Genomic DNA, 18,941 nt, shown 5'->3' on the forward strand with positions numbered 1-18,941 from the left:
AATATACTAATTTTGATTTGATAAGGAGATCAAATTTTTCAGAATAAAAATACAAATTTATAATTTCGAATATAAATAAATGAAAGACGAAGAAGACGATAACATAATTCCGAACGACGACGAGAATAATTCTGAAGAAAACCAGTTTGATGACAATCAGGACGGAGATGATTCTGAAGAAATTATTAGTGTAAATGCTAAGAATTTTGAAGGACAGCATTTTTACGAAAATCAGGAAGAAGAAGGAGAGGACGTTATTACCAAAGTAACGGGCATGTACAAAGACTGGTTTCTGGATTATGCTTCGTACGTAATTCTGGAACGTGCAGTTCCGGCGATTGAAGACGGTTTTAAACCGGTTCAGCGTCGTATTATGCACTCTTTGAAAGAGTTGGATGATGGTCGTTATAATAAGGTTGCGAATGTTGTAGGTCACACCATGCAGTATCACCCACACGGAGATGCGAGTATTGGTGATGCGATGGTACAAATTGGTCAGAAAGATTTATTAATTGATTGCCAGGGAAACTGGGGAAATATCTTAACAGGCGATGGAGCTGCGGCTTCTCGTTATATCGAGGCACGTTTATCTAAATTTGCTTTGGAGGTTTTGTATTCTCCAAAAATTACCGATTGGGGTGTTTCATACGATGGTCGTCGTGCAGAACCAAATAATCTTCCGGTAAAATTTCCGTTGCTATTGGCACAAGGAGCGGAGGGAATTGCAGTTGGTCTTTCGACTAAAGTTTTACCTCATAACTTTAATGAGCTAATTGATGCTTCGATCAAAATTTTAAAAGGAAAAGCCTTTACATTATATCCTGATTTTATGACACAAGGTATTGCCGATGTGTCTAACTATAATGACGGACTTCGTGGCGGACGTGTACGTGTACGTGCTAAAATTGCCCAATTAGACAAGAACACATTGGTGATTACGCAAATTCCGTTTTCGACCAATACAACGACTTTGATTGATAGTATTTTGAAAGCCAATGATAAAGGTAAAATCAAAATCAAGAAAATTGAAGACAATACTGCGGCAGATGTTGAAATTTTAATTCACCTTTTCCCGGGAGTTTCTCCAGATAAAACAATAGATGCTTTGTTTGCTTTTACAGCTTGCGAAACTTCTGTAGCTCCTCTAGGTTGTGTTATTGAGGATAACAAACCGTTGTTTATTGGAGTTTCTGAAATGTTGAAAATTTCGACACACAGAACTGTTGATTTGCTGAAACAAGAATTAGAAATTCAGTTAGAAGAATTAAAAAATAAATGGCATTTTTCTACTTTAGAAAAAATCTTCATTCGTGAAGAAATGTACATCGATTTCAAACTGTATTCTGATAGAGAATCGCTTTATAAATATTTATACGATAGATTCGAGCCTTTCAAAAAATCATTTGTTAGAGAAATCAATGACGATGATTTACAGCGTTTGACTCAAATCCCTATGATTCGTATTACTCGTTTTGACTCTGATAAAGCAGATGATTTTATCGCCAAGTTAGAAGATGAGATGAAAGAAGTAGAGCATCATTTAGCCAACCTTACTGATTTTGCCATTGCATATTTCACCAAATTAAAAGAGAAATACGGAAAAGGTCGCGAACGTCAGACAGAACTTCGTGTTTTTGATAATGTCGAGGCTACAAAAGTAGTTTTACGTAACACAAAATTGTATGTAAACCGAGAAGAAGGTTTCGTTGGAACCAGCCTTAAAAAAGATGAATACGTAGGTGATTGTTCTGATATAGATGATGTTATTGTTTTTTTAAGAGACGGAACATTGATGGTAACAAAAGTTGATGCCAAAACGTTTATTGGAAAAGATATTATTCATATTGCTGTTTTTGATAAGAGTGATAAACGTACGATTTATAATATGATGTATCGTGATGGTAAATCCGGTCCTTCTTATATCAAACGTTTCAATGTTTCGGGTGTTACCAGGGATAAAGCGTACGATTTAACAAATGGAACTAATGGTTCTCAGGTTGTTTATTTTTCACATAATCCGAATGGAGAAGCTGAGGTCGTAACCATTTTATTGCGTCAGGTAGGAACAATCAAAAAACTGAAATTCGATATTGATTTTGCTAAGCTTGCTATTAAAGGCAGGGCTTCAAAAGGAAATTTGGTAACGAAATATCCAATCAAAAAAATCGAGTTAAAAGAAAAAGGAATTTCGACTTTATTGCCAAGAAAAGTTTGGTTTGATGATACTGTTAAACGTTTAAATGTTGATGCCAGAGGTGAATTGTTAGGAGAGTTTAAACCAAGTGATAAAATCTTAGTAATTAGTCAGACAGGTAAATTAAAAGTCATTATTCCGGAATTGTCAACTCATTTCGAAGAAGATATGATTGTTCTCGAGAAGTTTAATCCTAAAAAACCAATTTCGGCGATTTATTATGATGGAGAAAAAGAACGCTATTATCTGAAACGTTTCCTTGTAGAAAATGAAGGAAAAGAAGAAAGCTTTATTACAGACCATCCAAATTCGCAATTAGAAATTGTATCAACAGATTATCGTCCGGTAGCGCAACTTATTTTTGCAAAAGTAAAAGGCGTTCAAAAAGAAGATTTACATATTGACGTAGAAGATTTTATTGCTGTAAAAGGTTTTAAAGCTTTAGGAAATCAACTTACAACTGATAAATTGAAGCAAGTAAATTTACTGGATCCTTTACCTTATGAAGAACCCGTTGAAGAAGTTCCTGAAAAACCGGAATTAGATGAAGACGATTCGGTAGAAACAGAATTAGATGACGACGGCCAGATTGGGTTGGTTTTAGAATAATATGCAAACAAAAAAACGCTAAGATTTATCTTAGCGTTTTTTTTATAATACATGTCAGTTTTTTCATTTCCAATATATATTGGCATCTCTTAGATGAATACGGAAATATTGTTTGGTTGCAATTTATTGAATGTTAGTGTTTTGATTGATGTTTAAGTGCTTATAAATGTCTTATTATTGTGCTTTTATAACTTCTGGTGGCGGTTTTAGGTTTTAACTTAATTTAAGTTTGCACCTAATTTTAAAATCAAAACCATGAAAAAATTACTTTACCTATTTGCCGCTAGTTTGTTGGTATTTACCTCTTGTTCAAATGATGATAATAATTCATCTGATCCTGCTTCATCAATTTTAGTTAAAAAAATAACTGAGTATGAAAATAGTTTGCCTGTTTCTAGAGATGTTCTGTATAATGGAAATAAAATTGTAAGTATAACAGAAACTGATGGTTCTCAAACAAAATTTACTTACAATGGAAATCAAATAGTAAAAATCGAAGAATTTGACGAGGATGGATTGTCAGAGGGGCCTATTGAGTATGGCTATACCAATGGACTAATGACAAGCTATGTTAAAAAATACGATGATCTTTATAATCATAAAACTAAATATATTCATAATAATGATGGAACAGTTTCTTATGAACAATTTAAGGTCAATATTTCTACAGGCGATGAAGAAAAATATGGACAAACTGGAAAATTAACATTCAAAGATGGCAATTTAATAAAAGCAGAAAGATCGTATGATCAATTTGGTTCTGTGGAGATATATGAGTACGACACTCAAAATAATCCTTTTAAAAATGTTGCTGGCTATAATTTATTATTAGATGAAGAGCCGACTACTAATAATGTAATTAAAAGGACTGAAACTTCAGGATCAGGTAATAACGTTTATACTTATGAAACAATCTATAGTTATAAATATGATGCAAACAATTATCCAACTGAAAGAGTAGCAGCCTTCCCAAATGGTAGTTCAACTACAACAGAAACTACTCTGTACGCTTATTAAAAATTCTTAATTAAAAAAACAAATGCTCCATTTCAATGGGGTATTTGTTTTTTTATATTATAACAATTGCAAAAAAATGGCTAAAAAATTACTCTTTTTTTTATTCTTACTATTTATAACGTTATCCTATTCTCAGGGTAAATACCCAACTGTCATGGTCAATGCCCGCGCTCAAAAAGATAAAATTTTGATACGTTGGGCAGTTAATTCTCCAATAGAATGGCAAAAAGCGAACAAAAAAGGATTTGTAATTACCAGAACTACTGTCTTACGGGATGGTAATATTTTATCAAAACCAGAAAAAGCTCTTCTAACTCCAAAGCCTCTAATGCCTGAACCTCTTGATTCATGGATTGATTTAGTACAAAAAGATAATAATGCGGCTATTATAGCGCAATCGATATATGGTGAAAGCTTTGAGGTAACTGCCGCTAAAGAAGGGGATTTGTCCAAAATAGTAAATATGGCTGATGAGCTCGATCAACGCTATACTTTTGCTTTATATGCAGCTGATATGAGTTTTGAAGGTGCCGTAAAAGCAGGCTGGGGATTTGTAGACAGTAATGTAAAGAAAAATGAAGTTTATGCCTATCAGGTAAGTGTTTTTGAAAGTCCAAAAGTAAAAGAATCTTCCTGTATGATTGGTTTGAAAGATTGCGGAATTTTACCGGCACCAACTGATTTTATAGCAATTCCTGACGATAAAAAAGTATTACTTTCCTGGGATTATGAAACTTTTAAAAGAATTTATACTTCTTTTATGGTTGAGAAATCTTCTGATGGAATCAATTATGCCCCAATTTCAAATACAGCATTGGTTAACTTAAATGATAAAGAAGATCATCCATCAAAAACGATGTATTATGTTGACACACTTAGTGTCAACGATAAAATATATCACTATAGGCTATATGGTACAACCTCATTTGGAGAAAAAGGTGAATTGACAAACCCTATTACTGCAACAGGAATTGATGCTATAGTTACTCCAGCAAGGCTGATAGATTATAATATTGTCAACTCAAACGAGGTTAACTTGGAATGGGAATTTCCTGCAGCATCAGAAGGATTTATTCAGGGATATGAAATTAACTTGGCAGTTAATGATAGAGGACCTTATAAAGTTGTTTCTAAAATTATTCCTCCATCACAGAGAAAGCTAAATTATAAGGAGAATTTATATCCATCCAATTACTTTACAATATCTGTTGTAGGTAAAAACAACCAGCGATTAACATCTCAAAGCATGCTTGTTCAGCCTGTAGATTCTATTCCGCCATCTAAACCAATAGGTCTTGAAGGAATAATTGACAGCCTCGGAGTAGTACGATTAAAATGGAAACCTAATCAGGAAAAGGATCTCAGAGGTTACCGAATTTTAAAAGCCAATACAGCAGGTGAAGAATTCGTGGATATTTATCATAAATCATATATAGGCAACACTTATAAAGACAGTGTGAGTCTGAAAATGACAAACAGCAAGGTATATTATAGAATCGCTGCCGAGGATATGCGTTTTAATATTTCAGAACCATCTGATATTTTGATTTTAGAGAAGCCGGATAAAATTCCGCCGGCCGCGCCAATTTTCAAAGATTATGATAATAAAGATGGTAAAGTACATCTTAAATGGATACGAAGTTATAGCGAAGATGTAGTAGGATATAGCCTAAGAAGGAGAGAAAAAGGACAAGAAAAGTGGTTGGAGATCAAACAAATTAACGACACTATTCAGGAATTTACAGATGAAAGAGTAGAGAACAAAAAGACATATCAATATGCTATTTTGGCTAAAGATAAAAGTAATAACTGGTCATCATTAGATCATTCTACGATTACAGTACAGGTTTTAGATTTTGCACCAATTAAAATAATTTCATTTTTACAAGGATTGCCAGATAGAGAAAATAAAAAAATCATTCTGAATTGGGATTATAATAAAAGTAAAGATAAAGTAACAAGTTTAAGTATCTATAAGAATACAAAAGGAAATCCGCCAACATTATGGAAAGAACTTAATGGCGATATTTTTACTCTTGAAGATAAAAATCTAAAAATAAACGTGGAATACGAATATCATTTAATTCCTGTCCTAGAGAGCAATAGCCCTGCAAAAGAAGAAGTTTTAACCGTTGTTTATTAGACGTATGAAGAAGATTTACTTATTAGTTTTTTTATTGGTTTCAGGATTTGGTTTTGCACAAATCAATTTAAGTGGTGAAACAAAATATAAATTAAATATTCTGGGCTATCAGGACCGCGATTCCGATGGATGTGGTGAAAGTGATGGATTGAGACATATTAAAGCAACCCGTCAGGATGGAAGTAGTTTTTTTATATTTCAAGGTAGAAAAGTCTACTCTGAAATAAATTTAGAGGAAACGTTTACTAAAGCTAATCCAATTGTAAATTTAGAGTTTTATAAAATAGTTAGATGGAAAAATTGGGCAGGCAATTGTGATGGGGGGCCAAATAATAATTACGATCAAATCAAAATAACTAATAAATGTTTCTCTTCATACCAATCAGATGCAGGAAGCAGCTTATTACATTTAACAGTTACTTCTAAGCCTTTCGTTAAAATCAATAATCCTGTAGAACCATTATATCTTGGAGATTCAGAAAATATAAAAATAGAATTACCTGATAATTTGGATTCAAGTAGTTTTGATTGGAAATATAGAGTTGGAGGTGGAATTGAAAAAACAATTCCTTATCCTTACAATTATAAAGCTACTTTAAATATTAAGGGTTCAGACTTTTTGACAGAAGCAGATTTCGGAAAAACTGTTTCAATTTACGTCAAAATGAATTGTACTGCAGGAGAAGAACAAGCTAAAGGCTCTGCAAAGATAGAGGCATTTTATAAAGTCAACGAGTGTGCAGATAATTGTACTGGAAATTTTTTAACTCGTCCAATATGTAGAAGAGCTTGCTCACTAAAATTTGATACATTCTTTGATGAAATTTATACGCCACAATTAGTAGATGGATACCAAAGTTACAATTCCAATGCTATTTCATTTACTTATTTAAAATCTGCACCAAATGTTGCTTCTTTGCTACCTTCAAATGCTAAATGTTATGATGAAGCTGGTAATTCTTTAAATGTGAAGTTTGACAGACCTTTATCTGAAAATGAAAAATTAAACATTACGCTAACTAATAAAGATAAAGGTGATGAACTTACCAATTATATTGAAATAGTTTTAAATGAAGATAATTCATTTGACATATTAAATTTAGAACCAGGAAAATATAATTTACAGCTTAATGGCTTTTATAATGGGGCACCTATTTACTCATCTACTATATTAAACCCATTGCAATTTGAAATAATTAAGCCAAAACCTGTTGATTTCACAATAACTAGTTCAAATATTTTGTGTTATGGAAGCAATAATGGCACCATAACAATAACTCCCACAGGAGGGACTCGTAATATATTATCAAATGATTATTACTCATTAGATAATGGAGCCAGCTGGATATCTTTTCCAAATAATAAACCGTATACAATTACAGGTTTGGGTCCTGATGCGTATAGAGTAAAAGTAAAAGACATGAATGGCTGTATTGCCAAAACTCAAACTTTAGTAAATGGCGAAATTCAACTTGGTGAAGAAAAAATTATAGAAACCACCATATCAGAACCTTTAACGCCGCTTGCATTAAATTATACTTACACACAAAATCCAACTTTTTATGGAGCAGCAAATGGGAAAATTGTTGCTGCAATAACAGGTGGAACTATAAATGAAGATAAATCATATGATTATGAATGGAAGAATGCCAGCGGAGTAATTTTACCAGCAATAGCCCAGTATAATACTGCTGATAAAACCTATAATATTACATTAGATAATATTCCGGACGGCCAATACAAACTAACTGTAAAAGACAAAAATTACAATACTGCTACCAATAAAGAAGGCTGTTCTATTATAGAATCATCACAAATAGTAACTCAGCCAGAAAAAATTGTAATAGCATTAGTAGAAACACAATCTATTTCTTGTAATACAGAGAATCTGGAGACTGCTGCCGATAAATTTTCTGACGGTATTTTAAAAGCTAATGTTCAAGGAGGTATTCAGCCTTATCAATATGTTTGGTCAAAGTTTAATACAACCACAAATGTCTGGGATATATTGGAAGATGAAACATATAATATATTACAAAATCTTTCTAAAGGTAATTATGCTGTAAATATTATAGATGCAAACGGAATAGTACAGGGAATTTATAATAGTACTGATTTAGTAACAGCAACTCCAACAACAAAAGAAATTTCAGAACCTGCTAAACTTGAATTATCATTTAATTTAGGTAATGTTTCTTGTCATTCAGGCAATAACGGCTGGGCTGCAGTAAATGTAACAGGAGGAGCTGGATCTTATAAATATACATGGTACAATACAGGCAGCGGAATTATAGATAAAAATAAAATATCCAGCTTAATTGCAGGAACCTATACTGTTGAAGTTACCGATAAAAATGGATGTTTTACAAAAGGAAATATTGTGATTACTGAACCACAATCTCCTGTGGCAATTGAATATGAAGAGATTTTTACACCTACTTTTTCCGGAGCAACGAATGGAAGAATTGTTGCTAAAATAACAGGCGGAACACCAAACGACGACCAAACGTATAATTATGAATGGAAAAATTCAAAAGGCGAGGTGCAAACCGCAGCTGCTGAATTAAAAGACGGAATTTATACTATTACAATACAAGAACTTCCTGCTGATGATTATTTTTTAACTATTAAGGATAAAAATAACGATGAAGGAAATAATCAGACTATAAATTGCTCAGTAATAGAGTCAAAAGTAACACTGAATGAACCCGATCCTTTAAAAGTTGTTTTTGAAATTGTTCGTACTATTTCATGTAATACAAGCAATGAGTTTGGGAATGATACAGATACAACTCCACAAGATGGTCAGCGTGATGAGTCGCAGGACGGTATTTTAGTGGCTCATGTTACCGGTGGGACTCCGCTGGCCGTTTCTGTAAATAACGGATTACCGTATTATTTTTATTGGAAAAAGCAAGAAACAGACGGTTCATGGACAGTATTGCCTAACATTACATCAGAAACGGCCTCAAACCTTTCTCATGGAAATTATGCCTTAAACGTAAAAGACAGAAACGGAATCATGCTGGGTACGTACTTTAATAATGTTCTTGTAAAGGAAATTGATGCAACACAATTGATGCAGGAACCTCCAAAACTCTCTGTAACCATTATGTATGGTAATGTTTTTTGTAATGGAGGAAATGATGGCTGGGCGACTGCAAATGTTACAGGAGGAACACCTCCATATGAATTCAAATGGTCGAATGAGGTAGAAATTGACAAAAACACAGTTTTAAAAGCAGGTGAGTATTGGGTGTTTGTTACAGATGCCAAAGGCTGTACAACACAAGCCGATGTTACAATTACAGGACCAACAGCGCCGCTTGCAATAAAATACACTGAAATTCTTAATCCAAGTTTTTACAAGGCGACGAATGGAAAAATTGTAGTAGAGGTTACCGGCGGTACTATTTTCCCCGACAATACCTATTGGTTTGAGTGGAAAAACAGCAAAGGAATAGTGCAGACTACAACAGCGGTTAATTTTAGTAATGGTATTTACACCATTATTTTAAATGGACTTGGGGAGGAAACCTACAGCTTAAATGTTCGTGACGCCAATTACAATGCAGCTACAAATAAAACGAGTTGTACTGTAGCCAATTCTAGCATAACATTAGATGACCCAGATCCACTTGAAGTTACTTTTGAAGTAGTTCGTACCATTTCTTGTAATGTAAATAACGAATTTGGAAATGAGACAGACGCTAATCCACAAGATAATCAAAGAGACGAGTCGCAGGATGGAATTTTAAAAGCTCACGTAAAAGGAGGAATTCAGCTGCAGGCAAGTCAAAATAACGGATTACCCTATTTCTACACTTGGAAAAAACAACAAAAAGATGGCTCATGGAGCATCTGGAACGATTATGATGAAACAGCAGAAAACCTGTCTGACGGAACCTATGCGTTAAATATTGAAGATGCCAATGGAATAAAATTGGGAACCTATGTAAACAATGTTTTGGTAAAAGAAACAGATGTTACGAAGTTTATGCCAGAGCCAGCAAAACTGAACTTGACTTTTACAAAACTAAATGCGAGCTGTAATAATGGAGATGACGGCTGGGCAGAAGCTCATGTAACAGGTGGAACTGCGCCTTATACATACGAATGGACAAATGGCGATACAACATCAAAAATTGAAAATATTACGACTAATAATTATTTTGTAGTAGTTACCGATGCAAAAGGCTGTACAGTTCAGGGAAGTATTTTTGTGGGAGATCCTAAAGGAATATTTACTACTGAGACCATCAAAAATCCTACCTGTTTTGCAGGTAATGATGGATCAATACAACTAAATGTCACAGGAGGAAATTTACCTTACACTTATTTATGGAACACGGGAGAAACCACAAAAGACTTAAATAATCTTACAGCAGGAAATTACGACGTAACTATTACTTGTGCAGATTGCTGTGTTTATAAAAAGAAATTTATTTTAAAAGATCCAAACCCAATTGTGGTTGATTTAGGAAAAGACAGAACCTTGTGTAATGATCAAATTTTAGATTTAGATGCCACAATTGCAGATATAAATGCGCAATATAGCTGGACTTCTACAAATGGATTTATTTCAAATCAGGCAAAAGTAAGCTTAACAAAAGCCGGAACCTATCATGTAAAAGTGACTACAGGTCTAGGCTGTATTGGCGAAGATGAAATCGTAATAAAAACAAGCCAGGCAATAATTAGTTCTGAGTTTTTATTGAGTTCTCAGGCTTATTTAGACGAAGAAGTAATCTTAGTTAATACCAGTGATCCATTTGGAGAAAGTACACAATGGAATGTGCCGGAAGGTGTAAATATTGTAGAGCAAAAAGAAAAATATATCATACTAAAATTTGACGAAATAGGTACTTACGCCATTGGTTTACAGCAAACTCAAGGAGAATGTTTTGCTGAGTACAATAAAAACATAACCGTAGAAAAACGAAGCACATTACCAAATCCCGGCAGTGCTCCCAAGTTTATTATAGACTTTATTGTAACACCAAACCCAAGCAACGGAAACTTCAAAGCCATTATTAATTTAGAAAATAACAGCGCTGTCAATTTAAGACTGTTTTCTACAACCGGAGAGTTTACTGCACAGAAAAAAGATTCAGGCAGGAAAAACTACGAAGTTGATTTTAATACTTCGTTACAATCCGGAATGTACGTTTTGGTATTGGAAACGGAACAACAAACAATGGTTAAAAAAATTATCATCTATTAAAAATGAAGAATCATTTCAATAAAATCTATCTTTTTGTTCTCGTACTGTTTTTCGGTTTAAATGGTTATGCCCAATTATTTCCTGTTCAGTTAACGCCTGTTTTTAAAAGCCCGTACAGTGTCAAAATATCCGACTACGCGACTAGCATGGATACCAAATTCCAATTGCTTATTAATCCTACCGATGTCACAATATCGCAAAGACAAGTACGCTTAAAATTATACATACAAGGCAATGGAGTTAACATAAGAAGCAGTGACTATATAACAGGACAAAGGCCCATTTTTATCAATGGAGGTGAATTTCAAACTTTAACAAACTCTGATATTTCAGCATTGTTCAGGTTAGAGAACCTGCAGGGAATAACTGCTTCACAATATGCAAATCCTCTGCCTGATGGGATGTATGATTTTTGTTTTGAAATGTATGACTACATCACCAATCAAAAAATATCGCAGAAAAGCTGTGCCAGTATTTATCTTATATTAAATGATCCGCCGTTATTAAACACACCGCAAAAAAATGAACAAATAGCAGCGAGTGATTTTTCGAATATTATGTTTACCTGGACACCACGCCAGATGAATGCAACTAACGTTTCGTATAAGTTCGAATTAAAGCAACTCATTGACCCAACATTAGACCCACAGTTTGCGTTTCAAATGGCACCGCTTCTATATGAGGAAACAGTTTTTAGTACTGCTATGCTGTATAATTTAAGTATGCCGATACTGACTCCGGGCATGCGTTATGCATGGCGTGTAAGGGCAATATCAACAACCGGGCTTTCAGAAAATGCAATATTTAAAAACGATGGTTACAGCGAAATATATTCGTTTAAGTATACTGCTTCCTGTGCTTCGCCAACCTTTTTGTTAAGTGAGGCCCAAGGACCAACGAGCGTTAAAATAACCTGGCAGGGAATTCCTGAGCATACCAAATATCAGCTTCAATACAAAAAGCAGGATGTAAGAAATGCACAATGGTTTTCGACCAATAGTTTAAACACCCAAAGTTTAATTACCAATTTAGAGCCGGGAGTAACCTATCAGTTCAGGGTTGGTTCAAGTTGTGATCCTGCAACCGAAGGAGTTCAGTCCTTTACTTACTCAGAAATCAGCACATTTACAACGCCGACACAAACCAACGGAGTTCCTGCTTACAATTGTGGTATTATCCCTAAAATCAATATACAAAACCAAAAAACACTTACCAATTTAATTCAGAGTGAAACTTTCACGGCAGGCGATTTTCCTGTAACAGTTTTAGAATTGAAAGGAGAAAATAGTCCTTATTCTGGCAAAGGATATATTATTGTGCCTTATCTGGCAGATACCAAAATTGCAGTTGAATTTAGCAACATTACAATCAATACAGATTATCAATTGATTAGCGGCGTTGTCGAGACAAGTTACAATCCGGAGTGGGGTAATGTTGTTGCAGTTCAAGATGTTATTAATGATTTTAAAGGACTAATTGATGGAATTAGTGATTTGTTTGACAGAGCAAATAAACTAGAAGAACAAAAAAAGGATGGAACAATCAATGAAGACGAGTACAACAAGAATTGGAAAGAAATTTATGAATCTTTAGAGAAAACAAATGATAAATACAAAATATTAGTAGATAATACTTCTGATATTCCCGAAGATTTAAGAAAAAAAATTGCAGATTTAGATCCTGTTTTTGTCGAATTAGCATCTAATAATTTTACAACAAAGGGTAATCAAACAATAGAAAATCTAACCAAAACAAATGAAGCTTATGACGCACTAAATAAATTCGTTAGCGACAAATGTGATGCCTCTCTAAAAAGTATTGTAGCTTTTCTAGCAACAGAAAAAATCAATTATTTAAAGTTAGCAGCAAGTGAAGTTTCAAAAAACGCAACTTCAGTTTCAGAGACTGACAAAAAGTATAATGTTTCTATTTATGATGAAGGAAATGGTGCTTTAAAAATAACACATTATAAAGACTGGAGCATTAGTAGTCCTGTACAGAATTTATTCCTGATTGAAACTAAAGATTCAGAATTAAACAAACTAAAAATCACAAAGTTTTGGCTTAGTTATGCTCCTAATAACGTGGATGGAAATGCAGCTAGTATTGATGTTGTTGTTTATTTTAAAGAACCTGTGCCAAATCAGGCAGAGCCTTTCTGTACGCAAAAAACGACTATTGCAAAAGGAGTTTCCATTCAAGCTCAGCTTGCAGATAATTTTGAGGAAGTAGTTTTTTATGCCACATTGAGCATTGCCGCCGCAGAAGTGGCAGGCGGTGTAAAGTTATCTGAATGTGTAACTGGTTTTGCTCTTGATGCAGGTTTTCAAATGGGTATAAATGCTATTGTAAAACTATATTTAAATGAAAATTTTACAACCCAGCAATTAGTAAAAGAAATTTCAGTGCCTAGTGCAGCAACAAGCTGCGCAACAGCTACATTGGTCAATAAATGTGGCACAGGATGCGCTGGAATTAGCGGTTTTGCGGTAGGTTTTAGCGATGATGTTTTGAAACAGTTAAAAAGTGGAAAAAAATTATCTGAAATAGAAGTAAGCCAAAGCACCTTAAACGGAATAAAGCAGGGAATTTTAAATATTGTAGTTCAAAAAGTAGTTACTTTTGGTATAAGCAAATTTTCTGCCTGGCGAGGAAAATATACAGCAAAACAGGTTGAAGATGCGTTAGAAGATTTACAGGCTCATCCTGAGAAGTATGGTATTGAAAATAAATTAGAGAAGCTTTGGACAAAAATTGACGAGCATAGTGGAGACTTTCACGGAAACCATGCAACATATTATGATGTTAATGTGACCTATCAAGCATATAGAGAACAAGTTGGGATTGCTTTTTCAAATAATAATATTTTAGAATTTCATTTAAATATTCCTGAAAAATTACAAGGTCAAGGTATAGGCTCAGAGATTTTTAAACAAGCAATTATTGATTATGCACCATCAAAAGTGAAAGGATGGTGGAAAACATCCGATATTTATACTGGAAATGAATCGATAAATCTTTCTATTTTCAAGCAGAAATTAAAAGAAGGATTTTCTCCCGAAAAAGCTGTTTTTGAAACTCCAACGGGTAAAATTCTTAAAGCTAATAATTTTGATGGAACTGTTGAAATTTTAAAGAACTCAGCTGATGAGGTAATAATATATTTTAACCCTAAATTATAAATCATGAAGTTTTTTTATATTTTAAATAACAAAAATAAATCTGTTGAATTTGGAAAGATAACATCTGAAAGATATAAAATATTAAAAGATCTAATTTTGTCTTTTAATGATCAAATTAATTGCCAAGTAATAAGTATAAACCTTTCTGATGTTGAAAAAAAAATAGATAAATTAATAAAAGAAAAAATAAATAAGTATTCAGATTATCCCAATCAAAGTAATAAATTTTATGAAGAGATTAATCTGTTTATACTTAAGACTTATAAAAATAAAGATTACAAGTTTTGTAATACAGGATTTGATAATAATATCATATTCTTAATAAATATTTATGATAGTCTTTTAAAAGATGAAAAGCCTTATCAATTATTGTTTACAAGTACTCATAATGAATTTAATGAATGGCAATCTAAAAATATTACTTAGTGACCCCGCTCCCGCACGAATCCTTTCGTGTGGCTGTTGAGCAATCAAGTTAAATGTAAAGAATAAAGGTAATTATGAGTAGAAATTACAAGTTTCACAATCCAGAAGGTTTATATTTTATCAGTTTTGCTGTTGTGGGTTGGCTTGATGTATTTACAAGAAACGAGTATAAAGATTTGTTTTTGGAAAGTTTAGAATATTGTCAAAAAAATAAGGGTTTAGAAATTCATGCGTGGTGTATTATGACCAATCATGTTCATTTGGTTTTTAGAAGTATAAAAGGGCAAAATCCTGAATTATTGATAGGAGATTTAAAGAGGTTTACAAGTCAATCTATCGTAAAAAGCATACAAGAAAATCCAAGAGAAAGTAGGAAAGAATTCTTGTTAGATTTCTTTAAAAAAGAGGCAGAAAAAAGTTCTAATGTAAAACATTATCAATTTTGGAGACATGATAATAAGCCAATTGAACTTTGGAGCAATAAAGTTATTCAGCAAAAAATACATTATGTACATAATAATCCAGTTGAAGAAGGCTTGGTTTATAAAGCAGAAGATTATGTGTATAGTAGTGCAATTGATTATTCAGGACAGAAAGGTTTGGTAGATGATATAGTTGTTTTTAGAATGTTTGATGTTTAAGTAGAACGTACCACACGAAAGGATTCGTGCGGTAGCGGGGGAGATGTATGGAGAGGAGAGTATGAAATGTTACATAAAAGTAAAACAAAATTTGAAATAGAAAAGATTGAATTTATTGAGAAAGAAATGTTAAATCCAGATGATGTAGCAATGGATGGTGCAGCTCCAGATATAGTTAAGAATTTTTATTTAATAACAATAAAAGAATTATGAAAGTAGATGAAATAAAAAAAATAGAAGAATTGTATCTTTTAAAAAGTAATTCATTCAATTCTCACAAATATGAAATAAAACTTATAGAAGGTTTAAAAAAAGATGTCGAATGGCTATCCCTTTCCGATAAAGAAAAACTGGAATTACGAAAGATAGAAATGAGGAAGAAACATGCTTTAAAAGAAATATATTCAGATTTAATAATTTTATATGAAGAGTCTGTTATAGAATTAGTTGAGCTGGTAATGAAATTTTTAAATGAGATTAATGTTGTTGCTTTTAACAGCGAAAATATGTCGGAAGAAGAATTTTTATTATTTCGATTAAAAAATATGCTTTACATTGAGTTATTTGCTGTAAATAAGAGACCAAAACTTCAATATTCTGGCCATGTACTTTTTGAAGAAGTTGTGGAACCTATTTTTAGTGAATTAGAAAATACAACGTTTTATGTACAATACAAATTGCAAGATTTAAAAGATACATATAAAAATGTTTCAGATTTGTATAAAAAAGATCCATATAAAAAATACTAGTAGATGTTTATTGCCGCTGTTGCGAGCATCTTACTCATAAATTTAAAGAGGTGTTATAGAAGAAAAGAATATATGTTCCCCGCTCCCGCACGAATCCTTTCGTGTGGCTGTTGAGCAATCAAGTTAAATGTAAAGAATAAAGGTAATTATGAGTAGAAATTACAAGTTTCACAATCCAGAAGGTTTATATTTTATCAGTTTTGCTGTTGTGGGTTGGCTTGATGTATTTACAAGAAACGAGTATAAAGATTTGTTTTTGGAAAGTTTAGAATATTGTCAAAAAAATAAGGGTTTAGAAATTCATGCGTGGTGTATTATGACCAATCATGTTCATTTGGTTTTTAGAAGTATAAAAGGGCAAAATCCTGAATTATTGATAGGAGATTTAAAGAGGTTTACAAGTCAATCTATCGTAAAAAGCATACAAGAAAATCCAAGAGAAAGTAGGAAAGAATTCTTGTTAGATTTCTTTAAAAAAGAGGCAGAAAAAAGTTCTAATGTAAAACATTATCAATTTTGGAGACATGATAATAAGCCAATTGAACTTTGGAGCAATAAAGTTATTCAGCAAAAAATAGATTATGTACATAATAATCCAGTTGAAGAAGGCTTGGTTTATAAAGCAGAAGATTATGTGTATAGTAGTGCAATTGATTATTCAGGACAGAAAGGTTTGGTAGATGATATAGTTGTTTTTAGAATGTTTGATGTTTAAGTAGAACGTACCACACGAAAGGATTCGTGCGGTAGCGGGGGTATTTGAATATGGCGAAGCAATTCCTTGGTTTGATGAATTGGGTGGTGCGATACAAGTAAAAACGTCAAGTCCTTTTCAAAATCTTTCCGCAGAAATAGAAATTGTGGAAACATGGAAGATGAAGGATGGAACTTGGAGCAAAGTACAGCATCTTAATTGGGTTCAGGTAGACGATATTACAACCAAGGTAAATTCAAAAGTGGGGCATGTGATAGAAACTTTAGATTTAAATACTACAGGAACAAAATTTAAAGGATGCCATAGTGAAATTTCATTACAAAATTACAAAAATAGTAATCCTACGACTCGATACGAATTTAGAGATATTACCTATGATATTAATTCTGGTTTAGATAATACATCAAGAGTATTTGAAGCAAAACCAGTAGTAATTAAATCAGATGGTACTGAAATAATTAAAGGAAATAATCAAGGTATATCCTCTTTTTTTCCTAAAAACTGGGATAAAAATAAAATAATAGAGGAAGTAGAATATGCAATAGCAAATAATCATGGGAGAATTCCTGAAAATCCAAATGGAACAGAATATTTTGGTTTTTCAAAAGATAATAAAGTGGAAATCCATTTTTATCTGAATGCTGATGGATCTATAGGTTCATTTTTTCCTAAAAAAAGATAAATAAAAGATAAATAAAAGATGAAATATAAATTTGAAAAATATAATTATCTCGACGAAAGAGATAATCTTAATAAATCAACTTCAATAATATTAATTGAAAATGAAGAAAAGTACGGCGAGCATTTTTCTACAGAAATTAAAAATCTAAAGTTTGATTATTTAAATAAAATAGTAGTTTCCTTAGAACAAGTTCTATCCGGAGAATTGGAGTATTACGATTTTGGATATGAAGTCTATTCCATTGAATGTAAAAAAGAAACCTCATTCGTAATTGATACTTATGATGATTGGAAATGTATTTCAGAAATTACAACACAAGAGATCTATGATTTTATAAGAGATTGGAGAAATTATATTATAGAAGATTCTAGTACATTAATAAATAATGAAATTCCTAATAATGATTTAGATTTATTTTCAGATCGTTATACATTTTTCGATGGTTTAAAATTACATAACGTAATTAACGAATATGATAATTGGTTAAGTTCAACAGATTATTCGGTTTGGAATAATTCATATATTGAAATTCAAAATAAAAGAATTTACATTATTAAAGAAAATGTAAAAGTATTATCCACTTTTAGATATTTTGATAAAATAGAACTTGAGAAATTAGCGACTAAATATAATTTCAAAATAAAAGAAGAAAAAGGTATTTATTATGCTTATAGCGACGATCATAGTTCTAGACAATTTGAAATTTCTGAAAATGAAGAATTAGCTGTTATTTATTGTATGGAAGGTGGAAATATGCCCGAAAGTATTTTTATTTATGGAGTTTTCGAGAAATAGTAGTAGTCTGCAAGACTTCTAATTAAGATACAAAACCTATCCATTTTTTCAGCTAGAACATCTTGCTGATGAAAAGATGATAATAGTAAATATAAATGATTATAAAGAATGAAGATATAGCAACAAAAGTTTACCACAGTCTGTTAAATTTTTTTGCTCTACGAAGCTTCCAGACTTCGTAGTAACAAGTAGTCAAAAGCAGATTTAATAGCCTAGGGTTCATGAATAAAAAAAAGGAATAATGGTGAGGGTACGAAGTTGGGAGACTTCTCATAGTGAGTACAAATGTGGTAGCGGGTGAACGTTAACAAATTTAGTTCACGCTAACTAAAAAAATAATAAATAAAGAGAAAGTACAAATTAGATAAAAACAGGGAGTTTATTTTATAAGTTTTAGTGATGAAATACCATAAAATGAAGATAATTAGCAAAATTTAAGAGCTAATGAGATAAGATATTTGAGTAAGCTTTGTCGCTGCCTAATTAAGATTGCAAATTTCAATATACCAATAATACCACACTTAACATTAAAGAACAAATCTAGTCATTGAACAAATTGGCTAG

The 18,941-nt window shown here is 32.4% G+C and carries 12 protein-coding genes; all 12 read left to right on the forward strand.

Features of this window, described 5'->3' with window-relative positions:
• Nucleotides 1-79: 79 nt before the first annotated feature.
• The 12 genes from LNP81_RS14225 (at nt 80) to LNP81_RS14280 (ending at nt 18,377) form a co-directional block, all read left to right on the forward strand.
• Nucleotides 80-2,803 carry a DNA gyrase/topoisomerase IV subunit A gene (locus LNP81_RS14225; protein ID WP_230036882.1) on the forward strand — a complete coding sequence of 908 codons (2,724 nt, stop codon included), beginning with the start codon at nt 80-82 and terminating at the stop codon, nt 2,801-2,803.
• 255 nt (nt 2,804-3,058) lie between these two features.
• Nucleotides 3,059-3,820 carry a hypothetical protein gene (locus LNP81_RS14230; RefSeq protein WP_230036884.1) on the forward strand — a complete coding sequence of 254 codons (762 nt, stop codon included), beginning with the start codon at nt 3,059-3,061 and terminating at the stop codon, nt 3,818-3,820.
• Between the two features lie 76 nt (nt 3,821-3,896).
• The gene (locus tag LNP81_RS14235; RefSeq protein ID WP_230036886.1) at nt 3,897-5,963 is read left to right on the forward strand and encodes a fibronectin type III domain-containing protein; all 2,067 of its coding nucleotides are present in this window, start codon (nt 3,897-3,899) and stop codon (nt 5,961-5,963) included.
• 4 nt (nt 5,964-5,967) lie between these two features.
• Nucleotides 5,968-11,187, forward strand: a complete 5,220-nt coding sequence (locus LNP81_RS14240; RefSeq protein ID WP_230036887.1) for a T9SS type A sorting domain-containing protein — start codon at nt 5,968-5,970, stop codon at nt 11,185-11,187.
• Nucleotides 11,188-11,189: 2 nt separating this feature from the next.
• Nucleotides 11,190-14,369: a fibronectin type III domain-containing protein gene (locus tag LNP81_RS14245; protein WP_230036890.1), complete on the forward strand. Its 3,180-nt coding sequence runs from the start codon at nt 11,190-11,192 to the stop codon at nt 14,367-14,369.
• A gap of 3 nt (nt 14,370-14,372) precedes the next feature.
• Entirely contained in the window at nt 14,373-14,795 is a 423-nt protein-coding gene (locus tag LNP81_RS14250) for a hypothetical protein (RefSeq protein WP_230036893.1), read from the forward strand.
• A 74-nt stretch (nt 14,796-14,869) separates the two neighbouring features.
• The gene (locus LNP81_RS14255) at nt 14,870-15,436 is read left to right on the forward strand and encodes an REP-associated tyrosine transposase (protein ID WP_230036895.1); all 567 of its coding nucleotides are present in this window, start codon (nt 14,870-14,872) and stop codon (nt 15,434-15,436) included.
• 66 nt (nt 15,437-15,502) lie between these two features.
• Nucleotides 15,503-15,649: a hypothetical protein gene (locus tag LNP81_RS14260; RefSeq protein ID WP_230036897.1), complete on the forward strand. Its 147-nt coding sequence runs from the start codon at nt 15,503-15,505 to the stop codon at nt 15,647-15,649.
• Nucleotides 15,646-16,185 carry a hypothetical protein gene (locus LNP81_RS14265; RefSeq protein WP_230036899.1) on the forward strand — a complete coding sequence of 180 codons (540 nt, stop codon included), beginning with the start codon at nt 15,646-15,648 and terminating at the stop codon, nt 16,183-16,185. The genes LNP81_RS14260 and LNP81_RS14265 overlap by 4 nt, the downstream gene beginning before the upstream one ends.
• A 148-nt stretch (nt 16,186-16,333) precedes the next feature.
• Nucleotides 16,334-16,900, forward strand: coding sequence for an REP-associated tyrosine transposase (locus LNP81_RS14270; protein WP_230036901.1), 567 nt, complete (start codon nt 16,334-16,336; stop codon nt 16,898-16,900).
• Between the two features lie 79 nt (nt 16,901-16,979).
• Nucleotides 16,980-17,582, forward strand: a complete 603-nt coding sequence (locus LNP81_RS14275; RefSeq protein WP_230036903.1) for an EndoU domain-containing protein — start codon at nt 16,980-16,982, stop codon at nt 17,580-17,582.
• Between the two features lie 18 nt (nt 17,583-17,600).
• Nucleotides 17,601-18,377 carry a hypothetical protein gene (locus LNP81_RS14280; protein WP_230036905.1) on the forward strand — a complete coding sequence of 259 codons (777 nt, stop codon included), beginning with the start codon at nt 17,601-17,603 and terminating at the stop codon, nt 18,375-18,377.
• The last annotated feature ends 564 nt before the right edge of the window (nt 18,378-18,941 follow it).

Origin of the sequence: Flavobacterium piscisymbiosum (genome assembly GCF_020905295.1) — a bacterium.
Taxonomy (GTDB): Bacteria; Bacteroidota; Bacteroidia; order Flavobacteriales; family Flavobacteriaceae; genus Flavobacterium; species Flavobacterium piscisymbiosum.

Coding starts and splice junctions, on each gene's coding strand:
- LNP81_RS14225 (WP_230036882.1), top strand. CDS start 80: ATGAAAGACGAAGAAGACGATAACATAATTCCGAACGACGACGAGAAT.
- LNP81_RS14230 (WP_230036884.1), top strand. CDS start 3,059: ATGAAAAAATTACTTTACCTATTTGCCGCTAGTTTGTTGGTATTTACC.
- LNP81_RS14235 (WP_230036886.1), top strand. CDS start 3,897: ATGGCTAAAAAATTACTCTTTTTTTTATTCTTACTATTTATAACGTTA.
- LNP81_RS14240 (WP_230036887.1), top strand. CDS start 5,968: ATGAAGAAGATTTACTTATTAGTTTTTTTATTGGTTTCAGGATTTGGT.
- LNP81_RS14245 (WP_230036890.1), top strand. CDS start 11,190: ATGAAGAATCATTTCAATAAAATCTATCTTTTTGTTCTCGTACTGTTT.
- LNP81_RS14250 (WP_230036893.1), top strand. CDS start 14,373: ATGAAGTTTTTTTATATTTTAAATAACAAAAATAAATCTGTTGAATTT.
- LNP81_RS14255 (WP_230036895.1), top strand. CDS start 14,870: ATGAGTAGAAATTACAAGTTTCACAATCCAGAAGGTTTATATTTTATC.
- LNP81_RS14260 (WP_230036897.1), top strand. CDS start 15,503: ATGTTACATAAAAGTAAAACAAAATTTGAAATAGAAAAGATTGAATTT.
- LNP81_RS14265 (WP_230036899.1), top strand. CDS start 15,646: ATGAAAGTAGATGAAATAAAAAAAATAGAAGAATTGTATCTTTTAAAA.
- LNP81_RS14270 (WP_230036901.1), top strand. CDS start 16,334: ATGAGTAGAAATTACAAGTTTCACAATCCAGAAGGTTTATATTTTATC.
- LNP81_RS14280 (WP_230036905.1), top strand. CDS start 17,601: ATGAAATATAAATTTGAAAAATATAATTATCTCGACGAAAGAGATAAT.